The following is a 20,434-nucleotide window of genomic DNA, read 5'->3' as shown; positions in this document are numbered from 1 at the left end:
CATGTAGTCAGGTTCCGTCTTTCCGCCAGTCCCTCCCTCTCTCTCTGCAGCCAATCAAGAAGGGGACAGTCATGAGTCTCATCGAAGTCAAGGTTCCGGATATCGGCGATTTCAGCGGCGTCGATGTCATCGAAGTCAACGTGAAACCCGGCGACGTGATCGAAAAAGAGCAAACGCTCATCACGCTCGAATCCGATAAAGCCTCCATGGAAGTGCCCAGCGACGTCGCCGGCACCGTCAAGGAAGTCAAGGTCAAGGCCGGCGAGAAAGTCTCGCAAGGCACCGTCATCGCCATCGTCGAAGCATCGGCAGGCGCAGCCGCACCCGCGAAAGCGCCCGAAGCGCCGAAGCCCGCAGCGGCTGCACCGGCTCCGGCCGCAGCCGCTCCGGCGCCCGCGCCGCAAGCCGGCAGCTACAGCGGCGCCGCCGACATCGAATGCGACATGCTCGTGCTCGGCGCCGGCCCCGGCGGCTACTCGGCCGCGTTCCGCGCAGCCGATCTCGGCATGAAGACGGTGCTCGTCGAACGCTACTCGACGCTCGGCGGCGTGTGCCTGAACGTCGGCTGCATCCCGTCGAAGGCGCTGCTGCATACGTCGCTCGTCGTCGAGGAAGCCGCGGCGCTCGCGTCGCACGGCATCACGTTCGGCAAGCCGCAGGTCGACCTCGACAAGCTGCGCGACTTCAAGGGCGGCGTCGTCAAGAAGCTGACGACGGGCCTCGCCGGCATGGCCAAGGCACGCAAGGTCGAAGTGGTCACCGGCGTCGGCGCGTTCGTCGACCCGTTCCACATGGAAGTGCAGGGCGACAACGGCAAGAAGGTCGTCAAGTTCAAGCAGGCGATCATCGCCGCGGGCTCGCAGGCCGTGAAGCTGCCGTTCATGCCGGAAGACCCGCGCGTCGTCGATTCGACCGGCGCGCTCGAACTGCGCCAACTGCCCAAGCGTATGCTCGTGATCGGCGGTGGCATCATCGGCCTCGAAATGGCAACGGTCTACTCGACGCTCGGCGCCGAGATCGACGTCGTCGAAATGATGGACGGCCTGATGATGGGCGCCGACCGCGATCTCGTGAAGGTCTGGGAAAAGTACAACGCGAAGCGCTTCGGCAACGTGATGCTGAAGACCAAGACGGTCGGCGCGGAAGCGAAGGAAGACGGCATCTACGTGAAGTTCGAGGGCGAAAAGGCGCCGGCGGAAGCGCAGCGCTACGACCTCGTGCTCGTCGCGGTGGGCCGCAGCCCGAACGGCAAGAAGATCGGTGCCGACAAGGCCGGCGTCGCGGTCACCGACCGCGGCTTCATCGAGGTCGACAAGCAGATGCGCACGAACGTGCCGCACATCTTCGCGATCGGTGACGTCGTCGGCCAGCCGATGCTCGCGCACAAGGCCGTCCATGAAGGCCACGTCGCCGCGGAAGCCGCGCACGGCGAGAAAGCGTACTTCGACGCGCTGCAGATCCCGTCGGTCGCCTACACCGATCCGGAAGTGGCGTGGGCCGGCAAGACGGAAGACCAGTGCAAGGCCGAGGGCATCAAGTACGGCAAGGCCGTGTTCCCGTGGGCCGCATCGGGCCGCGCGATCGCGAACGGCCGCGACGAAGGCTTCACGAAGCTGATCTTCGACGAGGAAACCCATCGCGTGATCGGCGGCGGCATCGTCGGCCTGAACGCGGGCGACCTGATCAGCGAAGTGTGCCTCGCCGTCGAGATGGGCGCGGACGCGGAAGACATCGGCAAGACGATCCATCCGCATCCGACGCTCGGCGAATCGGTCGGCATGGCCGCCGAGCTGTACGAAGGCGTCTGCACGGACCTGCCGCCGCAGCGCAAGAAGTAACGGAATCGGCACGGCGCCCCCGGGTGCCGGCCACGTAAAAACGCCGCCGCCCGGACAAACCGGGCGGCGGCGTTTTCTTTTGCGCAGCGCGCGACAGACTCGATCGGGGCGGGCAGTTTGCGCCCGCGCGCGCTTTGGCGCCGGAAACGAAAAAGCCGCGCTGGGCGCGGCTCTTTCAGGAGCAGGGGACGCTTACGCGGCCGGCTTGCTCGAACGACGTGCGGCAGCGGCGGTTGCAGCCTTCGTGGCGACGGCAGCAGCGGCGTTGAAGTTCGTTTCGGCGATTTCGACCGCTTGCTTCGTGGCCTTCTGAACCGTTTCGTACGTGGTGTTCGCGGCGTTCAGTGCCGACTTCAGCGCGGCGACAGCCGTTTCCGAACCGGCCGGGGCGTTCTTCGCGACGTTGTCGACGAGTGCCTGGACCTTCTTGTTCTGCTCTTCGAATTGCGCTTCGGCGACCTTCGCGAACTCGGCTTGCGTCGACGATGCGATTTCGTACAGGTGACGGCCGTACGACAGCACCTTTTCCGCGACCGGCTGCGACAGGCTCGCCTGCAGCGCGATCAGTTCCTGCGCGTCCTTCACCGACAGCAGACGCTGTGCGTTCTCCTGGCCCTCGGCCAGCGTCGACTTCACGACCTGCAGGTTGAGTTCGATCAGCTTCTCGACGCCTTCGAACGCCTTGGTCGTCAGACCGAACAGGCTTTCGAGGTTGGCTTTCTGGGCGGCGGCGATTTGCTCGGGGGTCAGCAAGGACATGTCAGGCTCCTGAAAAGCGATCGCGTCGATCGCAGGATAAAGGGCACTACACTGGGGAACTTCGGCGATGCGTGCTTTGTGCAACGCAGCAATGAGGCCTATTTTAGGGCAGAGAGAACGGATGTCAAGTCTTTTTTGTGCGTTGCACAATCGCGACAAATTATCGATAAAACAACGAGTTATCGCAGCCGTTCGGAATCGGTTTCAGGCGCGTTCCCACATGGTGCGCACGGCGATGGGGCAAGCGCGCCGCACCATGATCACGCGCAGGTAAACCTGACAGGCCCATGGAACGTTATCCTTCTGTTCCTGTCGAAAAACGCGCCGTTTCGATGCGCGTGCCGTGGCGACGTGCCGCCGCCACGGTCGAGACCGGCGCCTTTGGCATGCCGAGCACCGGATACGTACTTTCCCCGCTTTAAATCGCCTCCGAAGTGACGTTATCTCAATTAACCGTGTGGTAATCGGGAGACGGGCGCTGTCGGGCAGGGCATCTCATCGATTTTTTCGATGGGAGCGCAAGGGTCGATTGGCCGGAGGTTGGCCGACTCTTACATTCCGGTTTAAAGACGATCGGTAAGTGCCTAATATTGCTCTTTTTTTCAGCTTTAACTACACTTGCGGAAACCTCCCGCCCGCTTTGTCCAGACCCCAATGAAAGCCGAATCGTTTTCACCGCGCAGATTGTTGCAGAGCATGACGCTCGGCACCGCTGTGTCGGTCGCAGTCGCGTTGTTGGCGACCACCGCGTCCGTCCTGCCTGCCGACGCCTTCGCCGCCACTGCGAAGACCCAAGCCGCCAAGAAAAAAGCCGTCGCTCCTGCTTCGTCAGCGAAGAAGAAGTCGGCCAAGGCGAGCGCCGACAAATCCGCGAAGGTCGCCGAGGCCGATGCGCCGCGCGCGAAAGCGTCGCGAAAGCGCGTGACGCTCGCGGCGAATAGCCTGCATGGCGGCCATCGCGGCGCGGTGCGCAAGGTCGCGTTCCAGCCGCGCCGGCCGACGGTCGGCCAGGCGTTCGGCCTGCACGACACGCCCGATGCGCTCGCGCTGCGCTCGAGCGTCGCGTACGTCGTCGACCAGAATTCCGGCGAGCCGCTGTTCGACAAGAATTCGCACGCGGTCGTGCCGATCGCGTCGATCTCGAAGCTGATGACGGCCATGGTCGTGCTCGACTCGAAGTCGCCGATGACCGACCAGCTCGAAGTCACCGACGAAGACCGCGACTACGAGAAGGGCACGGGCTCGCGCCTGTCGGTCGGCTCGGTGCTGTCGCGCGAGGACATGCTGCACATCGCGCTGATGGCGTCGGAAAACCGCGCGGCCGCCGCGCTGTCGCGTTACTACCCGGGCGGCCGTCCGGCGTTCATCGCGGCGATGAACGCGAAGGCGAAGTCGCTCGGCATGACCGATACGCACTTCGAGAATTCGACCGGCCTGTCGAGCTCGAACGTGTCGAGCGCGCGCGACCTCGTGAAGATGGTCAATGCGGCGTACCAGTACCCGTTGATCCGCCAGTTCTCGACCGATCGCACTTACGAGGTGTACACGGGCAAGCGCAATCTGGTCTACAACAGCACCAACGCGCTGATCCGCGGCAACGGTTCGTGGGACATCGGCCTGCAGAAGACGGGCTTCATCAACGAAGCGGGCGAATGCCTGGTGATGCAGGCGACGATCCACGGCCGGCCGATGGTGATGGTCTTGCTCGATTCGTTCGGCAAGTACTCGCGCTTCGCCGACGCGTCGCGCCTGCGCAACTGGCTCGATGCCGGCGGCGGCGAACGCCTGACGGCGGCCAACACGCCGAGCGGCGGTACCTGATCGTGTGCGGCGGTTCGCCGCCGTACCGGTCGCCGCAACGAAGAAGCCCCGCAATCGCGGGGCTTTTTTGTCCGGTGAAACCGGAGTCGGAACCGGGTCGATGCCGCGGCTTACGCCTGCCGCTGCAGCCCGTCCATGTCCTTCGCGGGCGCCGGCCGGTAGCCGAGCGATTCCGAGATGGTGAGCGCCGTCCGGCTCAACTGGCCGAGCCACGCATCCTGCAGGCGGTCGGCCGGTGCCGACAGCGACAGACCCGCGACGAGCTTGCCCGAATCGTCGTAGATGCCGGCCGCGATACAGCGCACGCCGAGTTCGAGCTCCTCGTTGTCGCGCGCGCACGATTGCTGGCGGACGAGGGTCAGTTCGCGCTCGAGCTTCGCGATATCGGTGATGCTGTTCTGGGTATGGCCGGACAGCCCCGTGCGCGTCGCATAGGCGCGCACGCGCGACGTTTCGTCGGCCGCGAGGAACAGCTTGCCGACCGACGTGAGGTGCAGCGGTGCGCGGCCGCCGATCGCGCGGACGACCTGCATCCCCGAGCGCTCCGAGTACGCGCGCTCGATGTAGACGATCTCGTCGCCCTGGCGTACCGACAGGTTCACGGTCTGCCCGGTGAGGCGGTGCAACTCGCGCATCGGCATCAGCGCCGCGTCGCGCACCGACAGGCGCGCCTTCACGAGATTGCCCAGCTCGAGCAGCCGCATGCCGAGGCGGTAGGTGCCGGGATCGGAGCGGTCGACGAGGCGGCACGTCACCATGTCGTTGAGGATGCGGTGCGCGGTCGACGGATGCAGCTCGGTGCGCTGCGCGAGTTCCTTCAGGCTGACAGGGTCGCTGTGCGCGGCGAGCGCGTCCAGCAACCGCATCATGCGTTCGATCACCTGGATCGATGTTTTGGAATCCGGGGTGGGTTGGCTCATGTCGGGGGAGGAATCGGTTGACGCGTCAAGCGGTGTTGGATCGATTGTATCTCGTATCGTGAAAAAAGCGAACGCCGTTCGAGGAAGTCCTCGCTTCGCGCGCGGCGGGCTTGCGCGCGGGCCGGCGTTGGTCTTGCCGGCCAAACGTCGGATAATGAGGGCCGTTTTCCCGAAGGAGCACGTATGCGAGTCGGTTTGTTCGTGACCTGCCTGGTCGACCTGATGCGCCCCGAAATCGGTTTTTCGGCGCTCAAGCTGATTCGCGACGCCGGCTACGAAGTGATCGTGCCGCCCACGCAAACGTGCTGCGGCCAGCCGGCCTACAACTCGGGCGACCGCGCGCTCGCGCGCGACCTCGCGGAAAAGACGCTGCGCGAGTTTGAGCAGTTCGATTACGTCGTCGCGCCGTCGGGCTCGTGCGGCGGGATGATCCGCGCGCACTACGGCGACCTGTTCCGCGACGATCCCGAACTGATGGGGCGCTACGTGCGGTTCCAGCAGAAAGTCCACGAACTGACCGATTTCCTCGCGAACGTCGCGAAGGTGTCGCTCGCGCCGGGTGAATTCACCGGGCCGGTCACCTATCACGACGCGTGCTCGGGCCTGCGCGAGCTCGGCGTGAAGGCGCAGCCGCGCGCGCTGCTCGCGCAGCGCGGCGTGACCGTCACCGAGATGAAGGACTGCGAGCATTGCTGCGGCTTCGGCGGCACGTTCGCGGTGAAATACGGCGACATCTCGGCGGCCATCGCGGACGAAAAATGCGCGAACGTGCGCGGGTCCGGCGCGGGCGCCGTCGTGCTCGGCGATCTCGGCTGCATGCTGAACATCGAAGGGCGGTTGCGTCGCACCGGCGACCGCGACACGCGCGTGCTGCACGTCGCGCAGGTGCTGGCGGGCGATGTCTGACGCCCGGTTCCGCTCACATTTCCCCCGATACCGCGATGCAAGTCCAATCGATGCATTTCAAGGCGCGCGCCGGCCAGAAGCTGGCCGACCAGCGCCTGCAGCAGAACCTGAAGAAGCTGTCGACGAAGTTCGTGCCCGCGCGCGCCGATGCGATGACCCTGATCGACTTCCCGGCCACGCGCGCTGCTCTCAAGGCGCGCCGCAACCGTGCGCTGGAGAATCTCGACGTGTGGCTCGAGGCGTTCGAGCGCGAGGCGACGCGGCGCGGCACGACGGTGCTGTTCGCCGAAACGACCGCGGACGCCGCCCGGCTCGTGGCCGACATCGCACGCCGGCACGACGTGAAGAAGGTCATCAAGACCAAGTCGATGGTGTCCGAGGAAATGCGCCTGAACGCGGTGCTCGCCGAGATGGGCGTGCAGTCGATCGAGACGGACCTCGGCGAATACATCCTGCAGATCAACGACAACGAGCCGCCCAGCCACATCATTGCGCCCGTCGTGCACAAGGACAAGGACGAGATCGCCGATCTGTTCGCGCGTACGCACCAGCGCGAGCGGCTCACCGAGATTCCGGACATGACGCGCGAGGCACGCGAGGTGCTGCGCCCGCATTTCATGTCGGCCGACATGGGCGTGACCGGCGGCAACTTCGTGATCGCGGAAACGGGCTCGGTCGCCATCGTGACGAACGAAGGGAACGAAGGCATGTGCACGGTCATGCCGCGCGTGCACGTCGCGGTGACGGGCATCGAGAAGGTGCTGCCCACGCTCGAGGATCTCGCGACCGCGATGCGGCTGCTGCCGCGTTCCGCGACGGGGCAGAAGACGTCGAACTATTTCTCGCTGCTGACCGGGCCGCGCGGGCCGGGCGACGAGGACGGCCCCGAGCACAACTACGTGGTGCTCGTCGACGGCGGCCGCACCGGCCTGATCGGCGGCGAATTCCAGGAGATGCTGCGCTGCATCCGCTGCGGCGCGTGCATGAACCATTGCCCGGTGTACCAGAAGGTCGGCGGTCATGCGTACGGCTGGGTCTATCCGGGCCCGATGGGATCGGTGCTGACGCCGAGCTACGTCGGGCTCGACCGCGCGCTCGACCTGCCGCAGGCGGCGACGCTGTGCGGCGAATGCGACAGCGTATGCCCGGCCGGGATTCCGTTGTCGCACCTGTTGCGCACGCTGCGCGAGAAGCAGGTCGAGCGCCACCTGCGGCCGTGGCGCGAGCGGGCGGCGCTCGCCGCGTGGGGCTTCGTCGCACGGCGGCCGATGCTGTATGCGCTGACGACGAAGCTCGCGGTGCGCATTCTCGAGCGGCTGGGCGGCGATGCCGGCACGCTGCGGCGCTTGCCGATGATGGGCGGCTGGATGGATACGCGCGACATGCCGACGCCGACCGGGCGCACGTTCCGCGAACTGTACGCGGCGTCGCAAAGCCACCTCGGCTGACACTGTTCAGCGGGCGGCAACAGTGCGTTCGCTATTTGCATATTTATCTCGATAGATGCGATCTATAGAATCTCGTCTGTAGTCCCCGGAATCGGGTTTCGGGGTACGAGGTCAAGGAGGTCCGCATCATGAAAAAGACAATATCGATGTACTGGCCGCTGGCAATCGTGGTTCCGCTGGCAGCGGTTGCCTATCTGCATGCGATGGACGGTGCGCCGTCACGCGGCCCGCTCGCGGTTCACCAGGCGTCCGCCGAGCTGGCGCGCGCGGTGTCGTTCGGGCTGGTCGGCGACGCGGCGCAGCCGCTGCCGGCAGCATCCGGCGACATTGCGCTTGCTGCGCCGAAGGCGCTGTAAGGCAGGGCGCCGTCGCTTCGCGCGACGGCGCGATTTCGGCCCCCTTTGTATAATGTCGTGTTCTTCACCCACGCGGTCCGCCGCGGCTTTCCGATAGTGCGATGACCCGCGTTGCGATCTGTTTCGTCTGTCTCGGCAACATCTGCCGTTCGCCCACCGCGGAGGGCGTGATGCGTCATCAGGTCGACGCGGCCGCGCTGGCCGACCGGATCGCGATCGATTCGGCCGGCACCGGCGACTGGCACGTGGGCGAGCCGCCGGATTCGCGTGCGCAGGCGGCCGCCAGGAGCCGCGGCTACGATCTGTCGGCGCTGCGCGCGCGACAGGTGAGCGCGGCGGATTTCGAGCGGTTCGACCTGCTGCTCGCGATGGACGAAGCGAATCTCGCCGAACTGCGCCGCCGTTGCCCGCCGCAGCATCGCGACAAGGTGCGCCTGCTGATGGAGTTCGCGCCGGGCGCGACCGAAGCCGAAGTGGCGGATCCGTATTTCGGCGGCGCGCAGGGCTTCGAGCGAGTGCTCGATCAGGTCGAGCGCGCCTGCGCGGGCCTGCTGGAGACGCTCCGCGCACGTACGGCGCGCTGACCGCGCAATATTCAGCGGTTTGCGAATACCCTTTCAAAGACGTGGATACTTGACTAAAAACGTCAAATATTTATACTTGACCAAAATCGTCAAGATTGCAGTCCCCTAGACACCATGAGACTCACCACCAAAGGCCGTTTCGCCGTCACGGCGATGATTGACTTGGCGCTGCGCCAGGAGCAGGGCCCGGTGACGCTTGCAGGCATCAGTCAGCGCCAGCGGATTTCGCTCTCGTATCTCGAACAGCTGTTCGGCAAGCTGCGCAGGCATGAAATCGTCGAATCCGTGCGCGGCCCGGGCGGCGGCTACAACCTCGCGCGTCGCGCGCAGGACGTCACCGTTGCCGACATCATCATCGCGGTCGACGAACCGCTCGACGCCACGCAGTGCGGCGGCAAAGGCACGTGCGACGGCTCGAAGCAGCCCGACGGCCATTGCATGACGCACGAGCTGTGGTCGACGCTGAACCAGAAAATGGTCGAATACCTCGATTCGGTGTCGCTGCAGGATCTCGTCGATCAGCAGCGCGCACGCGAGGGCGCCCCGGCGGTGCTGCGCGACCGTCGCACGCCGGAGCCCGTCGCCGCACCGGCCGAGTCCGTGCGCACGATGCCGCTCGGCCCCAATTCGGTGTTCAACATCGCGAGTTCGTGAGCGCGAAGGCGCCGCCATACCCCATAACGCACATAGTCCCTGCACAGAATACCCGGAGCGACAGATGACCCAACAGACTCTCCACCTGCCCATCTATATGGATTACAGCGCGACGACGCCGGTCGATCCGCGCGTGGTCGACAAGATGGTGCCGTACCTGCGCGAGCAGTTCGGCAACCCGGCGTCGCGTAGCCATGCCTATGGCTGGGACGCGGAGCGTGCAGTCGAGGAAGCGCGCGAGCAGGTGGCCGCACTCGTGAACGCCGATCCGCGCGAAATCATCTGGACGTCGGGCGCCACGGAGTCGGACAACCTCGCGATCAAGGGCGCCGCGAACTTCTACAAGGGCAAGGGCAAGCACATCGTCACGGTGAAGACCGAGCACAAGGCCGTGCTCGACACGTGCCGCGAGCTCGAGCGGGACGGTTTCGAAGTCACCTACCTCGACGTGAAGGAAGACGGGCTGATCGACCTCGACGTGTTCAAGGCCGCGCTGCGCCCGGACACGATCCTCGTGTCGGTGATGCACGTGAACAACGAGATCGGCGTGATCCAGGACATCGAGACGATCGGCGAGATCTGCCGCGAGAAGGGCATCGTGTTCCACGTCGATGCCGCGCAGTCGACCGGCAAGGTCGGGATCGACCTCGCGAAGCTGAAGGTCGACCTGATGTCGTTCTCGGCGCACAAGACGTACGGTCCGAAGGGCATCGGCGCGTTGTACGTGCGTCGCAAGCCGCGCGTGCGCATCGAAGCGCAGATGCACGGCGGCGGCCACGAGCGCGGCATGCGCTCGGGCACGCTGCCGACGCATCAGATCGTCGGCATGGGCGAAGCGTTCCGCATCGCGCGCGAGGAAATGGCGACCGAGAACGAGCGTATCCGCATGCTGCGCGACAAGCTGCTGCGCGGCCTGTCGCAGATCGAGGAAACCTACGTGAACGGCGACATGGATCACCGTGTCCCGCACAACCTGAACATCAGCTTCAACTTCGTCGAAGGCGAGTCGCTGATCATGGCGATCAAGGACGTCGCGGTGTCGTCGGGTTCCGCGTGCACGTCGGCGTCGCTCGAGCCGTCGTACGTGCTGCGCGCGCTCGGCCGCAACGACGAGCTCGCGCACAGCTCGATCCGCTTCACGGTCGGCCGCTTCACGACGGAGCAGGAAGTCGACTTCGTGATCGATCTGCTGAACAGCAAGATCGCGAAGCTGCGCGAACTGTCGCCGCTCTGGGAGATGCACCAGGAAGGCATCGATCTGTCGACGATCGAATGGGCCGCACACTGATACCGCATTGAATGCAACCGCGCGCGGATTGACGCACGCAGACGTAACGAGTCAAGGAGTCTGAGTCATGTCTTACAGCAACAAGGTTCTGGATCACTACGAAAACCCGCGCAACGTCGGTTCGTTCGCGAAGGACGACGACGCGGTCGGCACGGGCATGGTCGGCGCGCCAGCCTGCGGCGACGTGATGAAGCTGCAGATCCGCGTCGGCGCGGACGGCGTGATCGAAGACGCGAAGTTCAAGACCTACGGTTGCGGCTCGGCGATCGCATCGAGCTCGCTCGTCACCGAATGGGTGAAGGGCAAGACGCTCGACGAGGCCCTGTCGATCAAGAACACGCAGATCGCCGAGGAACTCGCGCTGCCGCCGGTGAAGATTCACTGCTCGATCCTCGCGGAAGACGCGATCAAGGCAGCCGTGGCCGATTACAAGAAGCGCCACGACGCCAAGGAAAGCGATCAGGCAGCAGCCTGAGCGGCATCGAGAGCGGCTAGGGAAGGAAACGCGGCGGGCCCCGGTGGCGCGCCGCGGCAAGGACATCATGGCAATTACACTGACCGAAAAAGCAGCACAGCACGTCCAGAAATACCTCGTCCGTCGCGGCAAGGGGGTCGGCCTGCGGCTTGGCGTTCGCACGACCGGGTGCTCGGGGCTCGCGTACAAGCTCGAGTATGTCGACGAGCTCGCTCCCGAGGATCAGGTGTTCGAGAGCCATGGCGTGAAGGTGGTCGTCGATCCGAAGAGCCTCGCCTATATCGACGGCACCGAGCTCGACTTCGCCCGCGAAGGCCTGAACGAAGGGTTCAAGTTCAACAACCCGAACGTGAAGGACGAGTGCGGGTGCGGGGAATCGTTCCGCGTGTGACGCGGCTCCCTCCGCGCGATGCGGGCAAGAGGCGGCACGGGCCGCCTTTTTAATGTGCGGCGTTTGCCGCGCGACGAACCGGAATTCAACGCGACGATGGTTTCGCTGAAAGACAGCCATTTCGATCTGTTTCACCTGCCGGCGCAATTCGCGCTCGACGAGGCGGCGCTCGACGCCGCCTACCGGACGGTGCAGACGCAGGTGCACCCGGACCGCTTCGCGGCGGCCGGCGACGCGCAAAAGCGCATCGCGATGCAATGGGCCACCCGCGCGAACGAGGCGTACCGCACGCTGCGCGATCCGCTGAAGCGCGCGTCCTATCTGCTGTCGCTGCGCGGCGTCGACATCGGCGCGGAAAACAACACCGCGATGGAGCCTGCATTCCTGATGCAGCAGATGGAGTGGCGCGAGGGCATCGAGGATGCCGCGGCCGCCCGCAACGTCGACGCGCTCGACGCATTGCTCGCCGAGTTGCGCGACGAGAAGCGCGTGCGCGTCGAGCGCCTCGGCACGTTGCTCGACAGCGGTGCCGATCAGGCCGCCGCGGAAGCCGTGCGTCAGCTGATGTTCATCGAACGGGTCGCGTCGGAAGTGGGCGCGCAGATCGAGCGCCTCGAAACTTAACCGCGTGCCTTGCGGCACGCGCAGCAAACGGGCCAAGCGCCCGAACGAACCAAGATGGCTTTACTGCAAATTTCCGAACCGGGCATGGCGCCGGCGCCGCATCAGCGGCGGCTCGCCGTCGGGATCGATCTCGGCACGACGAACTCGCTCGTCGCCGCCGTGCGCAACAGCGTGCCTGAAGTACTGCCGGACGAAGCGGGCCGCGTGCTGCTGCCGTCGGTGGTCCGTTACCTCGAGAAGGGCGGCCGCCGCATCGGCCACGAAGCGAAGGAGCAGGCCGCGACCGATCCGCGCAACACGATCGTGTCGGTCAAGCGCTTCATGGGCCGCGGCAAGGCCGAAGTCGAAGGCGCGGCGAACGCGCCGTACGAATTCGTCGATGCGCCGGGCATGGTGCAGATCCGCACGGTCGACGGCGTGAAGAGCCCGGTCGAAGTATCGGCCGAAATTCTCGCGACGCTGCGGTATCGCGCTGAGGATTCGCTCGGCGACGAGTTGGTCGGCGCGGTGATCACGGTGCCCGCGTACTTCGACGACGCGCAGCGCCAGGCGACCAAGGATGCCGCGCGTCTCGCGGGCCTCAACGTGCTGCGCCTGCTGAACGAACCGACCGCCGCGGCGATCGCCTATGGTCTCGACAACGCGGCCGAAGGCCTTTACGCGGTGTACGACCTCGGCGGCGGCACGTTCGACCTGTCGATCCTGAAGCTGACGAAGGGCGTGTTCGAAGTGCTGGCGGCGGGCGGCGACTCCGCGCTGGGCGGCGACGATTTCGACCATGCGCTGTTCGATCACGTGCTCGCGCAGGCCGGTATCGACGCGAAGACGCTCGCGGCCGAAGACGTGCGCCTGCTGCTCGATCGCGTGCGGGGGCTGAAGGAGGCGCTGTCGTCCGCGCCGCAGGCAGCGCTCGACGTGACGCTGTCGAACGGTGCGCATCTGGTGCAGACGATTTCGCACGACACGTTCGCGTCGCTCGTCGAGCCGCTCGTGCAGCGCACGCTCGGGCCGACCCGCAAGGCGCTGCGCGATGCGCAGGTCACGCCGGCCGACATCAAGGGTGTCGTGCTCGTCGGCGGCGCGACGCGCATGCCGGTGATCCGCGATGCGGTTGCCAGGTATTTCGGCCAGCCGCCGCTCGTGAACCTCGATCCGGATCAGGTCGTCGCGCTCGGCGCGGCGATCCAGGCCGACCTGCTCGCGGGCAATCGCGGCACCGGCGACGACTGGCTGCTGCTCGACGTGATTCCGCTGTCGCTCGGTGTCGAGACGATGGGCGGCCTCGTCGAGAAGATCATTCCGCGCAACTCGACGATTCCGATCGCGCGTGCGCAGGAATTCACGACCTTCAAGGACGGCCAGACCGCGATGGCGATTCACGTCGTGCAGGGCGAGCGCGAGCTCGTCGCCGACTGCCGGTCGCTCGCGCGCTTCGAGCTGCGCGGCATTCCGCCGATGACGGCCGGGGCGGCGCGCATCCGCGTGACGTACCAGGTGGATGCGGACGGACTGCTGTCGGTGTTCGCGCGCGAGCAGCATTCGGGCGTCGAAGCGTCGGTCGTCGTGAAGCCGTCGTACGGCCTTGCCGACGACGACATCGCGAAGATGCTCGAGGACAGCTTCAAGACCGCCGAGATCGACATGCGCGCACGCGCGCTGCGCGAAGCGCAGGTCGAGGCCGAGCGGATGATCGAGGCGACGCAGGCGGCGCTGGCCGCCGACGGCGAGCTGCTCGACGACGCTGAACGCGCGCAGATCGACACGCTCGTCGCGGCGCTGCGCACGGTCGCGCAGGGCGACGATGCGGACGCGATTGAAACGGCGACGAAGACGCTCGCCGACGGCACCGACGAATTCGCCGCGCGCCGGATGGACAAGAGCATCAAGCGCGCGCTGTCGGGCCGGCGCCTCGACGAGATCTGAACGAACGACCTGCACGCGGGCCGGCGACGGCCCGCGCGATATTGAACCGTGCGGCGCCAGCCGCCGCACCCTGACTGACGGAACGGACATGCCTCAACTGGTGGTGCTGCCTCACGTCGAACTGTGCCCGGACGGCGCAGTGATCGACGCGACGCCCGGCAAGAGTATTTGCGACAACCTGCTCGACAACGGGATCGAGATCGAACATGCGTGCGAGAAGTCGTGCGCGTGCACGACGTGCCACGTGGTGATTCGCGAGGGTTTCAACGATCTCGAGCCGTCCGAAGAGGACGAAGACGATCTGCTCGACAAGGCGTGGGGTCTCGAGCCGACGTCGCGCCTGTCGTGCCAGGCGATCGTGAAGGAAGATTCGGACCTGGTGGTCGAGATTCCGAAGTACTCGATCAACCACGCGAAGGAAAATCACTGACAGGAACCGGAGGCAGGCGATGAAATGGACCGATTCGCGTGAAATAGCCATTGCGCTGGCGGAAAAGTACCCGGACATCGACCCGCAGCGAATCAACTTCGTCGATCTGCGCCAGTGGGTGCTCGAACTCGACGGCTTCGCCGACGATCCCGCGCACTCCGGCGAGAAGATCCTCGAGGCGATCCAGGCGCACTGGATCGACGAATCGGATTTCGACGACGAAGACTGACCGACCGGTCACGGCATGCGCTGCAACGGCGCACGCCGCGCCCATGAAAAACGGCTCGTGAGCGTTTGCTCGCGAGCCGTTTTCGTTTTGGGCGGACTGCCCGCGCACGATGCGCGGGCGGGGGCGTCGGCGATGACGCGCAGGTGCTTACGCGCCGACCAGCGTGCCGTTCTCGATCCGCACGCGCTGGCCCTGACCGAACGGCGGCGGGTTGTGGTACGTGAACGTGCGCGTTGCGCCGCTTTCCATCTGCACTTGCACTTGATAGTCCGTTTCCGCGCGCACCTGCTTCTCGACCTGGTTGCCGGCGAGACCGCCGCCGAGCGCGCCGATGATCGTCATCGCGGTGCGGCCGTTGCCGTGACCGAACTGGTTGCCGAGCAGGCCGCCGGCGGCCGCGCCGCCGACCGCACCGATCCCGGAGCTCTGGCCCGGCGTGCGCGTCTGCGTGATCGCGACGACCGTGCCGCAGCTCTGGCAGTAGGTTTGCGCGGGCGCCGACGGCTGCTGCGCGTATTGCGGCGGCTGCGGGGCGGCCGTGTGATGGCGATGCGGCGCAGCCGGGCGCGGCGCCGGCTTCGGTTCGGCTTGCGCGACGGCGGCCTTCTGCTGGGCGGCGGCCTGTTCTGCTGCCTGTCGCTGCGCTTGCGCGGCCAGTGCGGCGCTGGCAGCCGCGGCCGTGTCGACGGCCGGCTGCGACGCGATCAGCGCGGCCTGGGTCTGGCCGTTCTGTTCATTGCTGCTGCTGGCCTTCGGGAATACGCCCGTGATCGCTGCCGTCGCCGCGAGGCTGGCGACGATGACGGCGCCGGCCGCGGTGGCGATGAGCGGGTGGAGGCGTTGCTTTTGCGGCGTGGTCTGATTCTGGTTGTCCATTTTGTTCTCCAATGTCGATCCGGATCGGCACACTGCGCCGGAGCAGGATCCCACGCTCGGGAGCGAGCAGACTTGGCGTTCCGGCGCCTCGTTCTGGTCCCGTGGTCATGCGTGGTGACGCAACAGGAGTGTCGTCCACGGCCAAGCGGTGCGCCGTATCAAGGTGTAACGAATTGCAGCACGGGTGCGGCGGGCGCCATCGGGAAAACCCGGAGAAGGCCGGTGCGACGAGGGAATAAAACGGGGGAGGAGCGAAAGCCGGCGAACGCCGGCGGGCAGGATTTACGCGCGGTTACAAAGCCGCTCCGTATGCACCGCGTGGCGCGGCGCATACGGGGGCACGGCGTCAGTCTTCGCGGCGCAGATGCGGGAACAGCAGCACGTCGCGAATCGTCGGGCTGTCGGTCAGCAGCATCACGAGACGGTCGATGCCGATCCCGCAGCCGCCCGTCGGAGGCATCCCGTATTCGAGCGCGCGGATGTAATCGGCGTCGAAGAACATCGCTTCCTCGTCGCCTGCATCCTTTTGCTCGACCTGCTTCTTGAAGCGCGCGGCCTGGTCTTCCGGGTCGTTCAGCTCCGAGAAGCCGTTCGCGATCTCGCGGCCGGTCATGAAAAGCTCGAAACGCTCGGTGATGCCCGGCACCGTGTCCGATGCGCGCGCGAGCGGCGACACCTCGACCGGATAGTCGATGATGAACGTCGGTTCCCACAGCTGCGCTTCGGCCGTTTCCTCGAACAGCGCGAGCTGCAGCGCGCCGACGCCGGCGTTCAGGAACGCCGGCTGCGACACGTCGACGCCTAGGCGCTTCAGTTCGGTACGCAGGAACGCGTCGTCCGACAGCTGGCCGTCGGTGTAGTTCGGTGCGTACTTCTGGATGGCCTGGGTGATCGTCAGGCGATGGAACGGCTTCGCGAGGTCGAGCTCGCGGCCCTGGTACTGGATCGTCGCGGTGCCGAGCGCGTCGATCGCCGCCTGGCGGATCAGTTGCTCGGTGAAGTCCATCAGCCAGCGGTAGTCGGTGTACGCGGCGTAGAACTCCATCATCGTGAATTCCGGGTTGTGACGCGGCGACACGCCTTCGTTCCGGAAATTGCGGTTGATTTCGAACACGCGCTCGAAGCCGCCGACGATCAGGCGCTTCAGGTACAGCTCCGGCGCGATGCGCAGGAACATCTGCATGTCGAGCGCATTGTGATGCGTGACGAACGGCTTCGCGGCCGCGCCGCCCGGGATCGGGTGCAGCATCGGCGTCTCGACTTCCATGAACTCGGCGTTGTCCATGAACTTGCGGATCGACGCGATCGTCTTCGTGCGGGCGCGGAACGTGTCGCGCGTTTCCGGCGTGACGATCAGGTCGACGTAGCGCTGGCGGTAGCGCATTTCCTGGTCGGACAGGCCGTGGAACTTGTCCGGCAGCGGCCGCAGCGCCTTCGACAGCAGGCGCAGCTCCTTGCACTGGACCGACAGCTCGCCCTTGTTGGTGCGGAACAGCACGCCGCGCGCGGCGACGATGTCGCCGAGGTCCCACTTCTTGAACGCGTCGTAGGTGTCGGCGCCGACGTCGTTCGGCGTCACGAAGAACTGGATCTGGCCCGACCCGTCCTGCACCGTCGCGAAGCTCGCCTTGCCCATCACGCGCTTGAGCATCATGCGGCCGGCCACCGACACCTCGACCGGGTTCGCTTCGAGCGCGGCCTTGTCCGAATCGGCGAATTTGGCCTGCAGGTCGGCTGCGTGGTGCTCGGGCCGGAAGTCGTTCGGATAGGCGACGCCTTGCTCGCGCAACGCGCGCAGCTTCTCGCGGCGCTCGGCGATGATCTGGTTGTCGTCCGCCGTGACGGCGGGCTGCGTTTGGGTCGATTCGGTCATGATGGTCGGAATTCGGAGTGGGGTGCGGCAACGCGAACGGAAAGGGCGGCGCGGACAGGCCGCGCCGCGGCGCTTACACGCCCTGTTTGAGGCTCGCGCTGATGAAGTCGTCGAGGTCGCCGTCGAGCACCGCCCGCGTGTTGCTCATTTCGACGTTCGTGCGCAGGTCCTTCACGCGGCTCTGGTCGAGCACGTACGAGCGGATCTGGTGGCCCCAGCCCACATCGGTCTTGCTCGATTCGAGCTTGTCTTGCTCGGCCTGGCGCTTGCGCATTTCGACTTCGTACAGGCGCGACTTCAGCATCGCCATCGCTTCGGCGCGGTTGCGGTGCTGCGAGCGGTCGTTCTGGCACTGCACGACGATCCCCGTCGGCATGTGCGTGATCCGCACCGCGGAGTCGGTCTTGTTGATGTGCTGGCCACCCGCGCCCGACGCGCGGTACGTGTCGATGCGCAGGTCCGCCGGGTTGATCTCGACTTCGATCGAGTCGTCGATTTCCGGATAGACGAACACCGACGAGAACGACGTGTGACGGCCGCCCGACGAGTCGAACGGCGACTTGCGCACGAGGCGGTGGATGCCCGTTTCGGTACGCAGGAAGCCGTATGCGTATTCGCCCGTGACCTTGACCGTCGCGTTCTTGATGCCGGCGACGTCGCCGTCGGACTCTTCGAGTACCTCGGCCTTGAAGCCCTTGCGTTCGCAGTAGCGCAGGTACTGGCGCAGCAGCATCGACGCCCAGTCGCATGCCTCGGTGCCGCCGGCGCCGGCCTGGATGTCGATGAAGCAGTTGTTCGGATCGGCCGGGTTCGAGAACATCCGGCGGAACTCGATGTCGCCGACGCGCGCTTCGAGCTTCGCGGCGTCTTCCTCCGACGCGAGCAGCGTATCCTCGTCGCCTTCCTCGCGTGCCAGCTCGAACAGGTCGAGCGCGTCGCGCAGGTCGCTATCGAGCGCGGTGAGCGTCATGACGACGCCTTCGAGCAGCTTCTTCTCGCGGCCGAGCGCCTGGGCGTTCTTCGAATCGTTCCAGACGTTCGGGTCTTCGAGTTCCTTGTTGACTTCGGTCAGACGCGCAGCTTTGGCGTCGTAGTCAAAGATACCCCCGAAGCTCGCCCGCGCGATTGCGCAGGTCGAGCAGGGAGCTTTCGATCGCGTTGAGACGTTCCGCTTCCATGATCGTTCGCTGTTCCGGCTTCGTAAAAAAGCGGAATTATAGCCGATCGGCAGGGTTGCCCGGTGACGCAAACGGTGCCTGCACGCGTGTCGACGGCCCCGTCCGGCGCGGCGCGCACGTGTGCGGCGGCGCGTCGCGGGCCGGGCGGCGTGCTCAGCCGGCCGCGTGTTCGACGACCAACTGGACGCGCGTGACGCCGTTCCACGTATCGGCGACGAGCCGGTACGCGACCAGCGCGCTCGCCGGCAGCGGCTCGGTGTGGTTGAACCAGATCGCATTGAAGCGCTGGCGGCCGCGCGCAAGCTGCAGCTTCAGGTGCTTTTCCTTCACGAGCGACTGCGACACGACGTCGAATTCCCCCGAGAAAAGCGGGGCCGGAAACCCTTGTCCCCAGACGGCCTCGTCGAGCAGGCCGACGAACTGCGGCGTGAAGTACGCGTCCTCGAGTTCGCCGTCGGTCTCGATCACGCGGGCGAGCGCGTCGTCGGACAGCCATTCGCGCGCGACGGCTTCGAACGCGGCCGCGAAGCGCGGCACGTTTTCGGTGTCGAGCGTGAGGCCGGCCGCCATCGCATGGCCGCCGAACGCGACGATCAGGTCCGGTTCGCGTTTCGAGACGAGGTCGAGCGCGTCGCGCAGGTGAAAGCCCGCGATCGACCGGCCGGACCCCTTGACCCGCTTGCCTTCGTCGTCGGCATGCGCGAACGTGAACGACGGGCGGTGGAATTTTTCCTTGAGCCGGCCGGCGACGATGCCGATCACGCCCTGGTGCCACGCGGGATTGAACAGCGTGATCGTGCACGCGTCGGCCGGATCGACGTCGGCGAGATCGGCGAGCGCCTGCTGCTGCATGCCGGCCTCGATTTCGCGGCGCTCGCGGTTCATCGCGTCGAGCTGCTGCGCGAGGTCCCACGCGCGGCCGATGTCGTCGGTGATCAGGCATTCGATGCCGAGCGACATGTCGGACAGCCGTCCGGCGGCGTTCAGGCGCGGGCCGAGGCCGAAGCCGAGGTCGAAGCCCGACGCGGTGCGCGCGTCGCGCGCGGCGGCGCGGAACAGCGCGGCGACGCCCGGCTGCATGCGGCCGTTGCGGATGCGCTGCAGCCCCTGCGCGACGAGCACGCGGTTGTTGCCGTCGAGCCGCACGACGTCGGCGACGGTGCCGAGCGCGACGAGGTCGAGCAGGCCGTCGAGGCGCGGCTCGGCTTCCTTGCTCGCGAACGCGCCGCGGCGGCGCAGCTCGGCGCGCAGCGCGAGCAGCACGTAGAACATCACGCCGACGCCGGCGAGGTGCTTGCTCGGGAACGCGCAGCCCGGCTGGTTCGGGTTGACGATCGCGCGCGCGGCGGGCAGCGCGTCGCCGGGCAGGTGGTGATCCGTCACGAGCACGTCGATGCCGCGCGCGTTCGCGGCTTCGACGCCGGCGACGCTCGCGATCCCGTTGTCGACGGTGATCAGCAGGTCGGGCTTGCGCGCGGCCGCGAGCTCGACGATCTCGGGCGTGAGGCCGTAGCCGTATTCGAAGCGGTTCGGCACCAGGTAGTCGATCTGCGCGCCGAACATCCGCAGGCCGCGCACCGCGACCGCGCAGGCGGTCGCGCCGTCGCAGTCGTAGTCGGCGACGACCAGCAGGCGCCGCTTGTCGGCGATCGCGTCGGCGAGCAGCACCGCCGCATCGGCGCAGCCTTTCAGCTCGGTGGGCGGCACGAGGCGCGCGAGCGCGGTCTCGATGTCGACGGGCGACTGCACGCCGCGCGACGCGTACAGGCGCGCGAGGACAGGGTGCAGGCCGTGGCGCGCGAGCGCTTCGGCGTCGGCGGGCGCGACGGGGCGGGTAACGATCCGGGTCATACGGGTTGGC

21 protein-coding genes are annotated in these 20,434 nt (G+C 66.4%); 15 read left to right on the top strand and 6 right to left on the bottom strand.

Annotation, left to right across the window (positions count from 1 at the left end; all coding sequences use genetic code 11):
* The first annotated feature begins 71 nt into the window (after nucleotides 1–71).
* A complete protein-coding gene (gene lpdA / locus WT53_RS09730) occupies nucleotides 72–1,838 on the top strand; it encodes a dihydrolipoyl dehydrogenase (RefSeq protein WP_034207760.1) in 1,767 nt (588 codons plus the stop codon).
* Nucleotides 1,839–2,030: 192 nt separating this feature from the next.
* Here lpdA and WT53_RS09725 read toward each other — a convergent pair whose 3' ends face one another.
* On the bottom strand, nucleotides 2,031–2,597 hold the full coding sequence (locus WT53_RS09725; protein WP_006481973.1) for a phasin family protein: 567 nt from the start codon (nucleotides 2,595–2,597) through the stop codon (nucleotides 2,031–2,033).
* Between the two features lie 287 nt (nucleotides 2,598–2,884).
* On the opposite strand from WT53_RS09725, the gene WT53_RS34065 reads away from it, so the two are divergent.
* Both WT53_RS34065 and pbpG read left to right on the top strand, forming a co-directional pair.
* Nucleotides 2,885–3,019, top strand: coding sequence for a hypothetical protein (locus tag WT53_RS34065; RefSeq protein WP_257127825.1), 135 nt, complete (start codon nucleotides 2,885–2,887; stop codon nucleotides 3,017–3,019).
* Between the two features lie 232 nt (nucleotides 3,020–3,251).
* The gene (pbpG, locus tag WT53_RS09720; protein ID WP_034207759.1) at nucleotides 3,252–4,418 is read left to right on the top strand and encodes a D-alanyl-D-alanine endopeptidase; all 1,167 of its coding nucleotides are present in this window, start codon (nucleotides 3,252–3,254) and stop codon (nucleotides 4,416–4,418) included.
* Nucleotides 4,419–4,528: 110 nt separating this feature from the next.
* On the opposite strand, the gene WT53_RS09715 is transcribed toward pbpG, so the two are convergent.
* Nucleotides 4,529–5,338 (bottom strand): IclR family transcriptional regulator, encoded by an 810-nt coding sequence (locus tag WT53_RS09715; RefSeq protein ID WP_034207758.1) that lies wholly within the window; start codon nucleotides 5,336–5,338, stop codon nucleotides 4,529–4,531.
* 183 nt (nucleotides 5,339–5,521) lie between these two features.
* On the opposite strand from WT53_RS09715, the gene WT53_RS09710 reads away from it, so the two are divergent.
* From WT53_RS09710 to iscX, 12 genes are all read left to right on the top strand, one after another.
* Nucleotides 5,522–6,244 carry a (Fe-S)-binding protein gene (locus tag WT53_RS09710; protein WP_034207757.1) on the top strand — a complete coding sequence of 241 codons (723 nt, stop codon included), beginning with the start codon at nucleotides 5,522–5,524 and terminating at the stop codon, nucleotides 6,242–6,244.
* Nucleotides 6,245–6,279: 35 nt separating this feature from the next.
* Nucleotides 6,280–7,692: a lactate utilization protein B gene (locus WT53_RS09705; RefSeq protein ID WP_060259520.1), complete on the top strand. Its 1,413-nt coding sequence runs from the start codon at nucleotides 6,280–6,282 to the stop codon at nucleotides 7,690–7,692.
* Nucleotides 7,693–7,820: 128 nt separating this feature from the next.
* The gene (locus WT53_RS09700) at nucleotides 7,821–8,048 is read left to right on the top strand and encodes a hypothetical protein (protein WP_034207755.1); all 228 of its coding nucleotides are present in this window, start codon (nucleotides 7,821–7,823) and stop codon (nucleotides 8,046–8,048) included.
* A gap of 101 nt (nucleotides 8,049–8,149) precedes the next feature.
* Nucleotides 8,150–8,632, top strand: a complete 483-nt coding sequence (locus WT53_RS09695; RefSeq protein ID WP_060259517.1) for a low molecular weight protein-tyrosine-phosphatase — start codon at nucleotides 8,150–8,152, stop codon at nucleotides 8,630–8,632.
* Between the two features lie 114 nt (nucleotides 8,633–8,746).
* Nucleotides 8,747–9,286, top strand: coding sequence for a Fe-S cluster assembly transcriptional regulator IscR (iscR, locus tag WT53_RS09690; protein ID WP_060259512.1), 540 nt, complete (start codon nucleotides 8,747–8,749; stop codon nucleotides 9,284–9,286).
* A 64-nt stretch (nucleotides 9,287–9,350) separates the two neighbouring features.
* On the top strand, nucleotides 9,351–10,574 hold the full coding sequence (locus WT53_RS09685; RefSeq protein ID WP_060259509.1) for an IscS subfamily cysteine desulfurase: 1,224 nt from the start codon (nucleotides 9,351–9,353) through the stop codon (nucleotides 10,572–10,574).
* Nucleotides 10,575–10,641: 67 nt separating this feature from the next.
* A complete protein-coding gene (iscU, locus tag WT53_RS09680) occupies nucleotides 10,642–11,049 on the top strand; it encodes a Fe-S cluster assembly scaffold IscU (RefSeq protein WP_060259506.1) in 408 nt (135 codons plus the stop codon).
* Nucleotides 11,050–11,116: 67 nt separating this feature from the next.
* Entirely contained in the window at nucleotides 11,117–11,440 is a 324-nt protein-coding gene (gene iscA / locus WT53_RS09675) for an iron-sulfur cluster assembly protein IscA (RefSeq protein ID WP_011885413.1), read from the top strand.
* 96 nt (nucleotides 11,441–11,536) lie between these two features.
* The gene (gene hscB / locus WT53_RS09670; RefSeq protein WP_011549462.1) at nucleotides 11,537–12,064 is read left to right on the top strand and encodes a Fe-S protein assembly co-chaperone HscB; all 528 of its coding nucleotides are present in this window, start codon (nucleotides 11,537–11,539) and stop codon (nucleotides 12,062–12,064) included.
* Nucleotides 12,065–12,118: 54 nt separating this feature from the next.
* Nucleotides 12,119–13,987: a Fe-S protein assembly chaperone HscA gene (hscA, locus tag WT53_RS09665; protein ID WP_060259562.1), complete on the top strand. Its 1,869-nt coding sequence runs from the start codon at nucleotides 12,119–12,121 to the stop codon at nucleotides 13,985–13,987.
* 88 nt (nucleotides 13,988–14,075) lie between these two features.
* A complete protein-coding gene (fdx, locus tag WT53_RS09660) occupies nucleotides 14,076–14,417 on the top strand; it encodes an ISC system 2Fe-2S type ferredoxin (RefSeq protein ID WP_040144570.1) in 342 nt (113 codons plus the stop codon).
* Between the two features lie 19 nt (nucleotides 14,418–14,436).
* On the top strand, nucleotides 14,437–14,646 hold the full coding sequence (gene iscX, locus WT53_RS09655; protein WP_034207749.1) for a Fe-S cluster assembly protein IscX: 210 nt from the start codon (nucleotides 14,437–14,439) through the stop codon (nucleotides 14,644–14,646).
* 147 nt (nucleotides 14,647–14,793) lie between these two features.
* On the opposite strand, the gene WT53_RS09650 is transcribed toward iscX, so the two are convergent.
* The 4 genes from WT53_RS09650 to recJ all read right to left on the bottom strand — a co-directional run bounded on the left by WT53_RS09650 (nucleotide 14,794) and on the right by recJ (nucleotide 20,424).
* Nucleotides 14,794–15,522: a glycine zipper 2TM domain-containing protein gene (locus WT53_RS09650; protein ID WP_034207748.1), complete on the bottom strand. Its 729-nt coding sequence runs from the start codon at nucleotides 15,520–15,522 to the stop codon at nucleotides 14,794–14,796.
* A 346-nt stretch (nucleotides 15,523–15,868) separates the two neighbouring features.
* On the bottom strand, nucleotides 15,869–17,395 hold the full coding sequence (gene lysS, locus WT53_RS09645; protein ID WP_034207747.1) for a lysine--tRNA ligase: 1,527 nt from the start codon (nucleotides 17,393–17,395) through the stop codon (nucleotides 15,869–15,871).
* A 73-nt stretch (nucleotides 17,396–17,468) separates the two neighbouring features.
* Nucleotides 17,469–18,573, bottom strand: a protein-coding gene (prfB, locus tag WT53_RS32145; protein ID WP_108041952.1) for a peptide chain release factor 2 whose coding sequence is annotated in 2 segments (ribosomal slippage) — nucleotides 17,469–18,491 and nucleotides 18,493–18,573 — 1,104 coding nt in all. Because the reading frame shifts where the segments join, the coding sequence is not laid out codon by codon here.
* A gap of 153 nt (nucleotides 18,574–18,726) precedes the next feature.
* The gene (gene recJ, locus WT53_RS09640; protein WP_059828271.1) at nucleotides 18,727–20,424 is read right to left on the bottom strand and encodes a single-stranded-DNA-specific exonuclease RecJ; all 1,698 of its coding nucleotides are present in this window, start codon (nucleotides 20,422–20,424) and stop codon (nucleotides 18,727–18,729) included.
* Nucleotides 20,425–20,434 lie beyond the last annotated feature (10 nt).

The sequence above is a fragment of the Burkholderia sp. MSMB2157WGS genome (assembly GCF_001532755.1).
Taxonomy (GTDB): domain Bacteria; phylum Pseudomonadota; class Gammaproteobacteria; order Burkholderiales; family Burkholderiaceae; genus Burkholderia.
The sequence above is the reverse complement of the archived record's forward strand: the minus strand, read 5'-3'. Positions and strand labels throughout refer to the sequence as shown.

What these genes read in the sequence shown, in the direction of transcription:
- lpdA (WP_034207760.1), top strand. Translation starts at nt 72, where the DNA reads ATGAGTCTCATCGAAGTCAAGGTTCCGGATATCGGCGATTTCAGCGGC.
- WT53_RS09725 (WP_006481973.1), bottom strand. Translation starts at nt 2,597, where the DNA reads ATGTCCTTGCTGACCCCCGAGCAAATCGCCGCCGCCCAGAAAGCCAAC.
- WT53_RS34065 (WP_257127825.1), top strand. Translation starts at nt 2,885, where the DNA reads ATGGAACGTTATCCTTCTGTTCCTGTCGAAAAACGCGCCGTTTCGATG.
- pbpG (WP_034207759.1), top strand. Translation starts at nt 3,252, where the DNA reads ATGAAAGCCGAATCGTTTTCACCGCGCAGATTGTTGCAGAGCATGACG.
- WT53_RS09715 (WP_034207758.1), bottom strand. Translation starts at nt 5,338, where the DNA reads ATGAGCCAACCCACCCCGGATTCCAAAACATCGATCCAGGTGATCGAA.
- WT53_RS09710 (WP_034207757.1), top strand. Translation starts at nt 5,522, where the DNA reads ATGCGAGTCGGTTTGTTCGTGACCTGCCTGGTCGACCTGATGCGCCCC.
- WT53_RS09705 (WP_060259520.1), top strand. Translation starts at nt 6,280, where the DNA reads ATGCAAGTCCAATCGATGCATTTCAAGGCGCGCGCCGGCCAGAAGCTG.
- WT53_RS09700 (WP_034207755.1), top strand. Translation starts at nt 7,821, where the DNA reads ATGAAAAAGACAATATCGATGTACTGGCCGCTGGCAATCGTGGTTCCG.
- WT53_RS09695 (WP_060259517.1), top strand. Translation starts at nt 8,150, where the DNA reads ATGACCCGCGTTGCGATCTGTTTCGTCTGTCTCGGCAACATCTGCCGT.
- iscR (WP_060259512.1), top strand. Translation starts at nt 8,747, where the DNA reads ATGAGACTCACCACCAAAGGCCGTTTCGCCGTCACGGCGATGATTGAC.
- WT53_RS09685 (WP_060259509.1), top strand. Translation starts at nt 9,351, where the DNA reads ATGACCCAACAGACTCTCCACCTGCCCATCTATATGGATTACAGCGCG.
- iscU (WP_060259506.1), top strand. Translation starts at nt 10,642, where the DNA reads ATGTCTTACAGCAACAAGGTTCTGGATCACTACGAAAACCCGCGCAAC.
- iscA (WP_011885413.1), top strand. Translation starts at nt 11,117, where the DNA reads ATGGCAATTACACTGACCGAAAAAGCAGCACAGCACGTCCAGAAATAC.
- hscB (WP_011549462.1), top strand. Translation starts at nt 11,537, where the DNA reads ATGGTTTCGCTGAAAGACAGCCATTTCGATCTGTTTCACCTGCCGGCG.
- hscA (WP_060259562.1), top strand. Translation starts at nt 12,119, where the DNA reads ATGGCTTTACTGCAAATTTCCGAACCGGGCATGGCGCCGGCGCCGCAT.
- fdx (WP_040144570.1), top strand. Translation starts at nt 14,076, where the DNA reads ATGCCTCAACTGGTGGTGCTGCCTCACGTCGAACTGTGCCCGGACGGC.
- iscX (WP_034207749.1), top strand. Translation starts at nt 14,437, where the DNA reads ATGAAATGGACCGATTCGCGTGAAATAGCCATTGCGCTGGCGGAAAAG.
- WT53_RS09650 (WP_034207748.1), bottom strand. Translation starts at nt 15,522, where the DNA reads ATGGACAACCAGAATCAGACCACGCCGCAAAAGCAACGCCTCCACCCG.
- lysS (WP_034207747.1), bottom strand. Translation starts at nt 17,395, where the DNA reads ATGACCGAATCGACCCAAACGCAGCCCGCCGTCACGGCGGACGACAAC.
- recJ (WP_059828271.1), bottom strand. Translation starts at nt 20,424, where the DNA reads ATGACCCGGATCGTTACCCGCCCCGTCGCGCCCGCCGACGCCGAAGCG.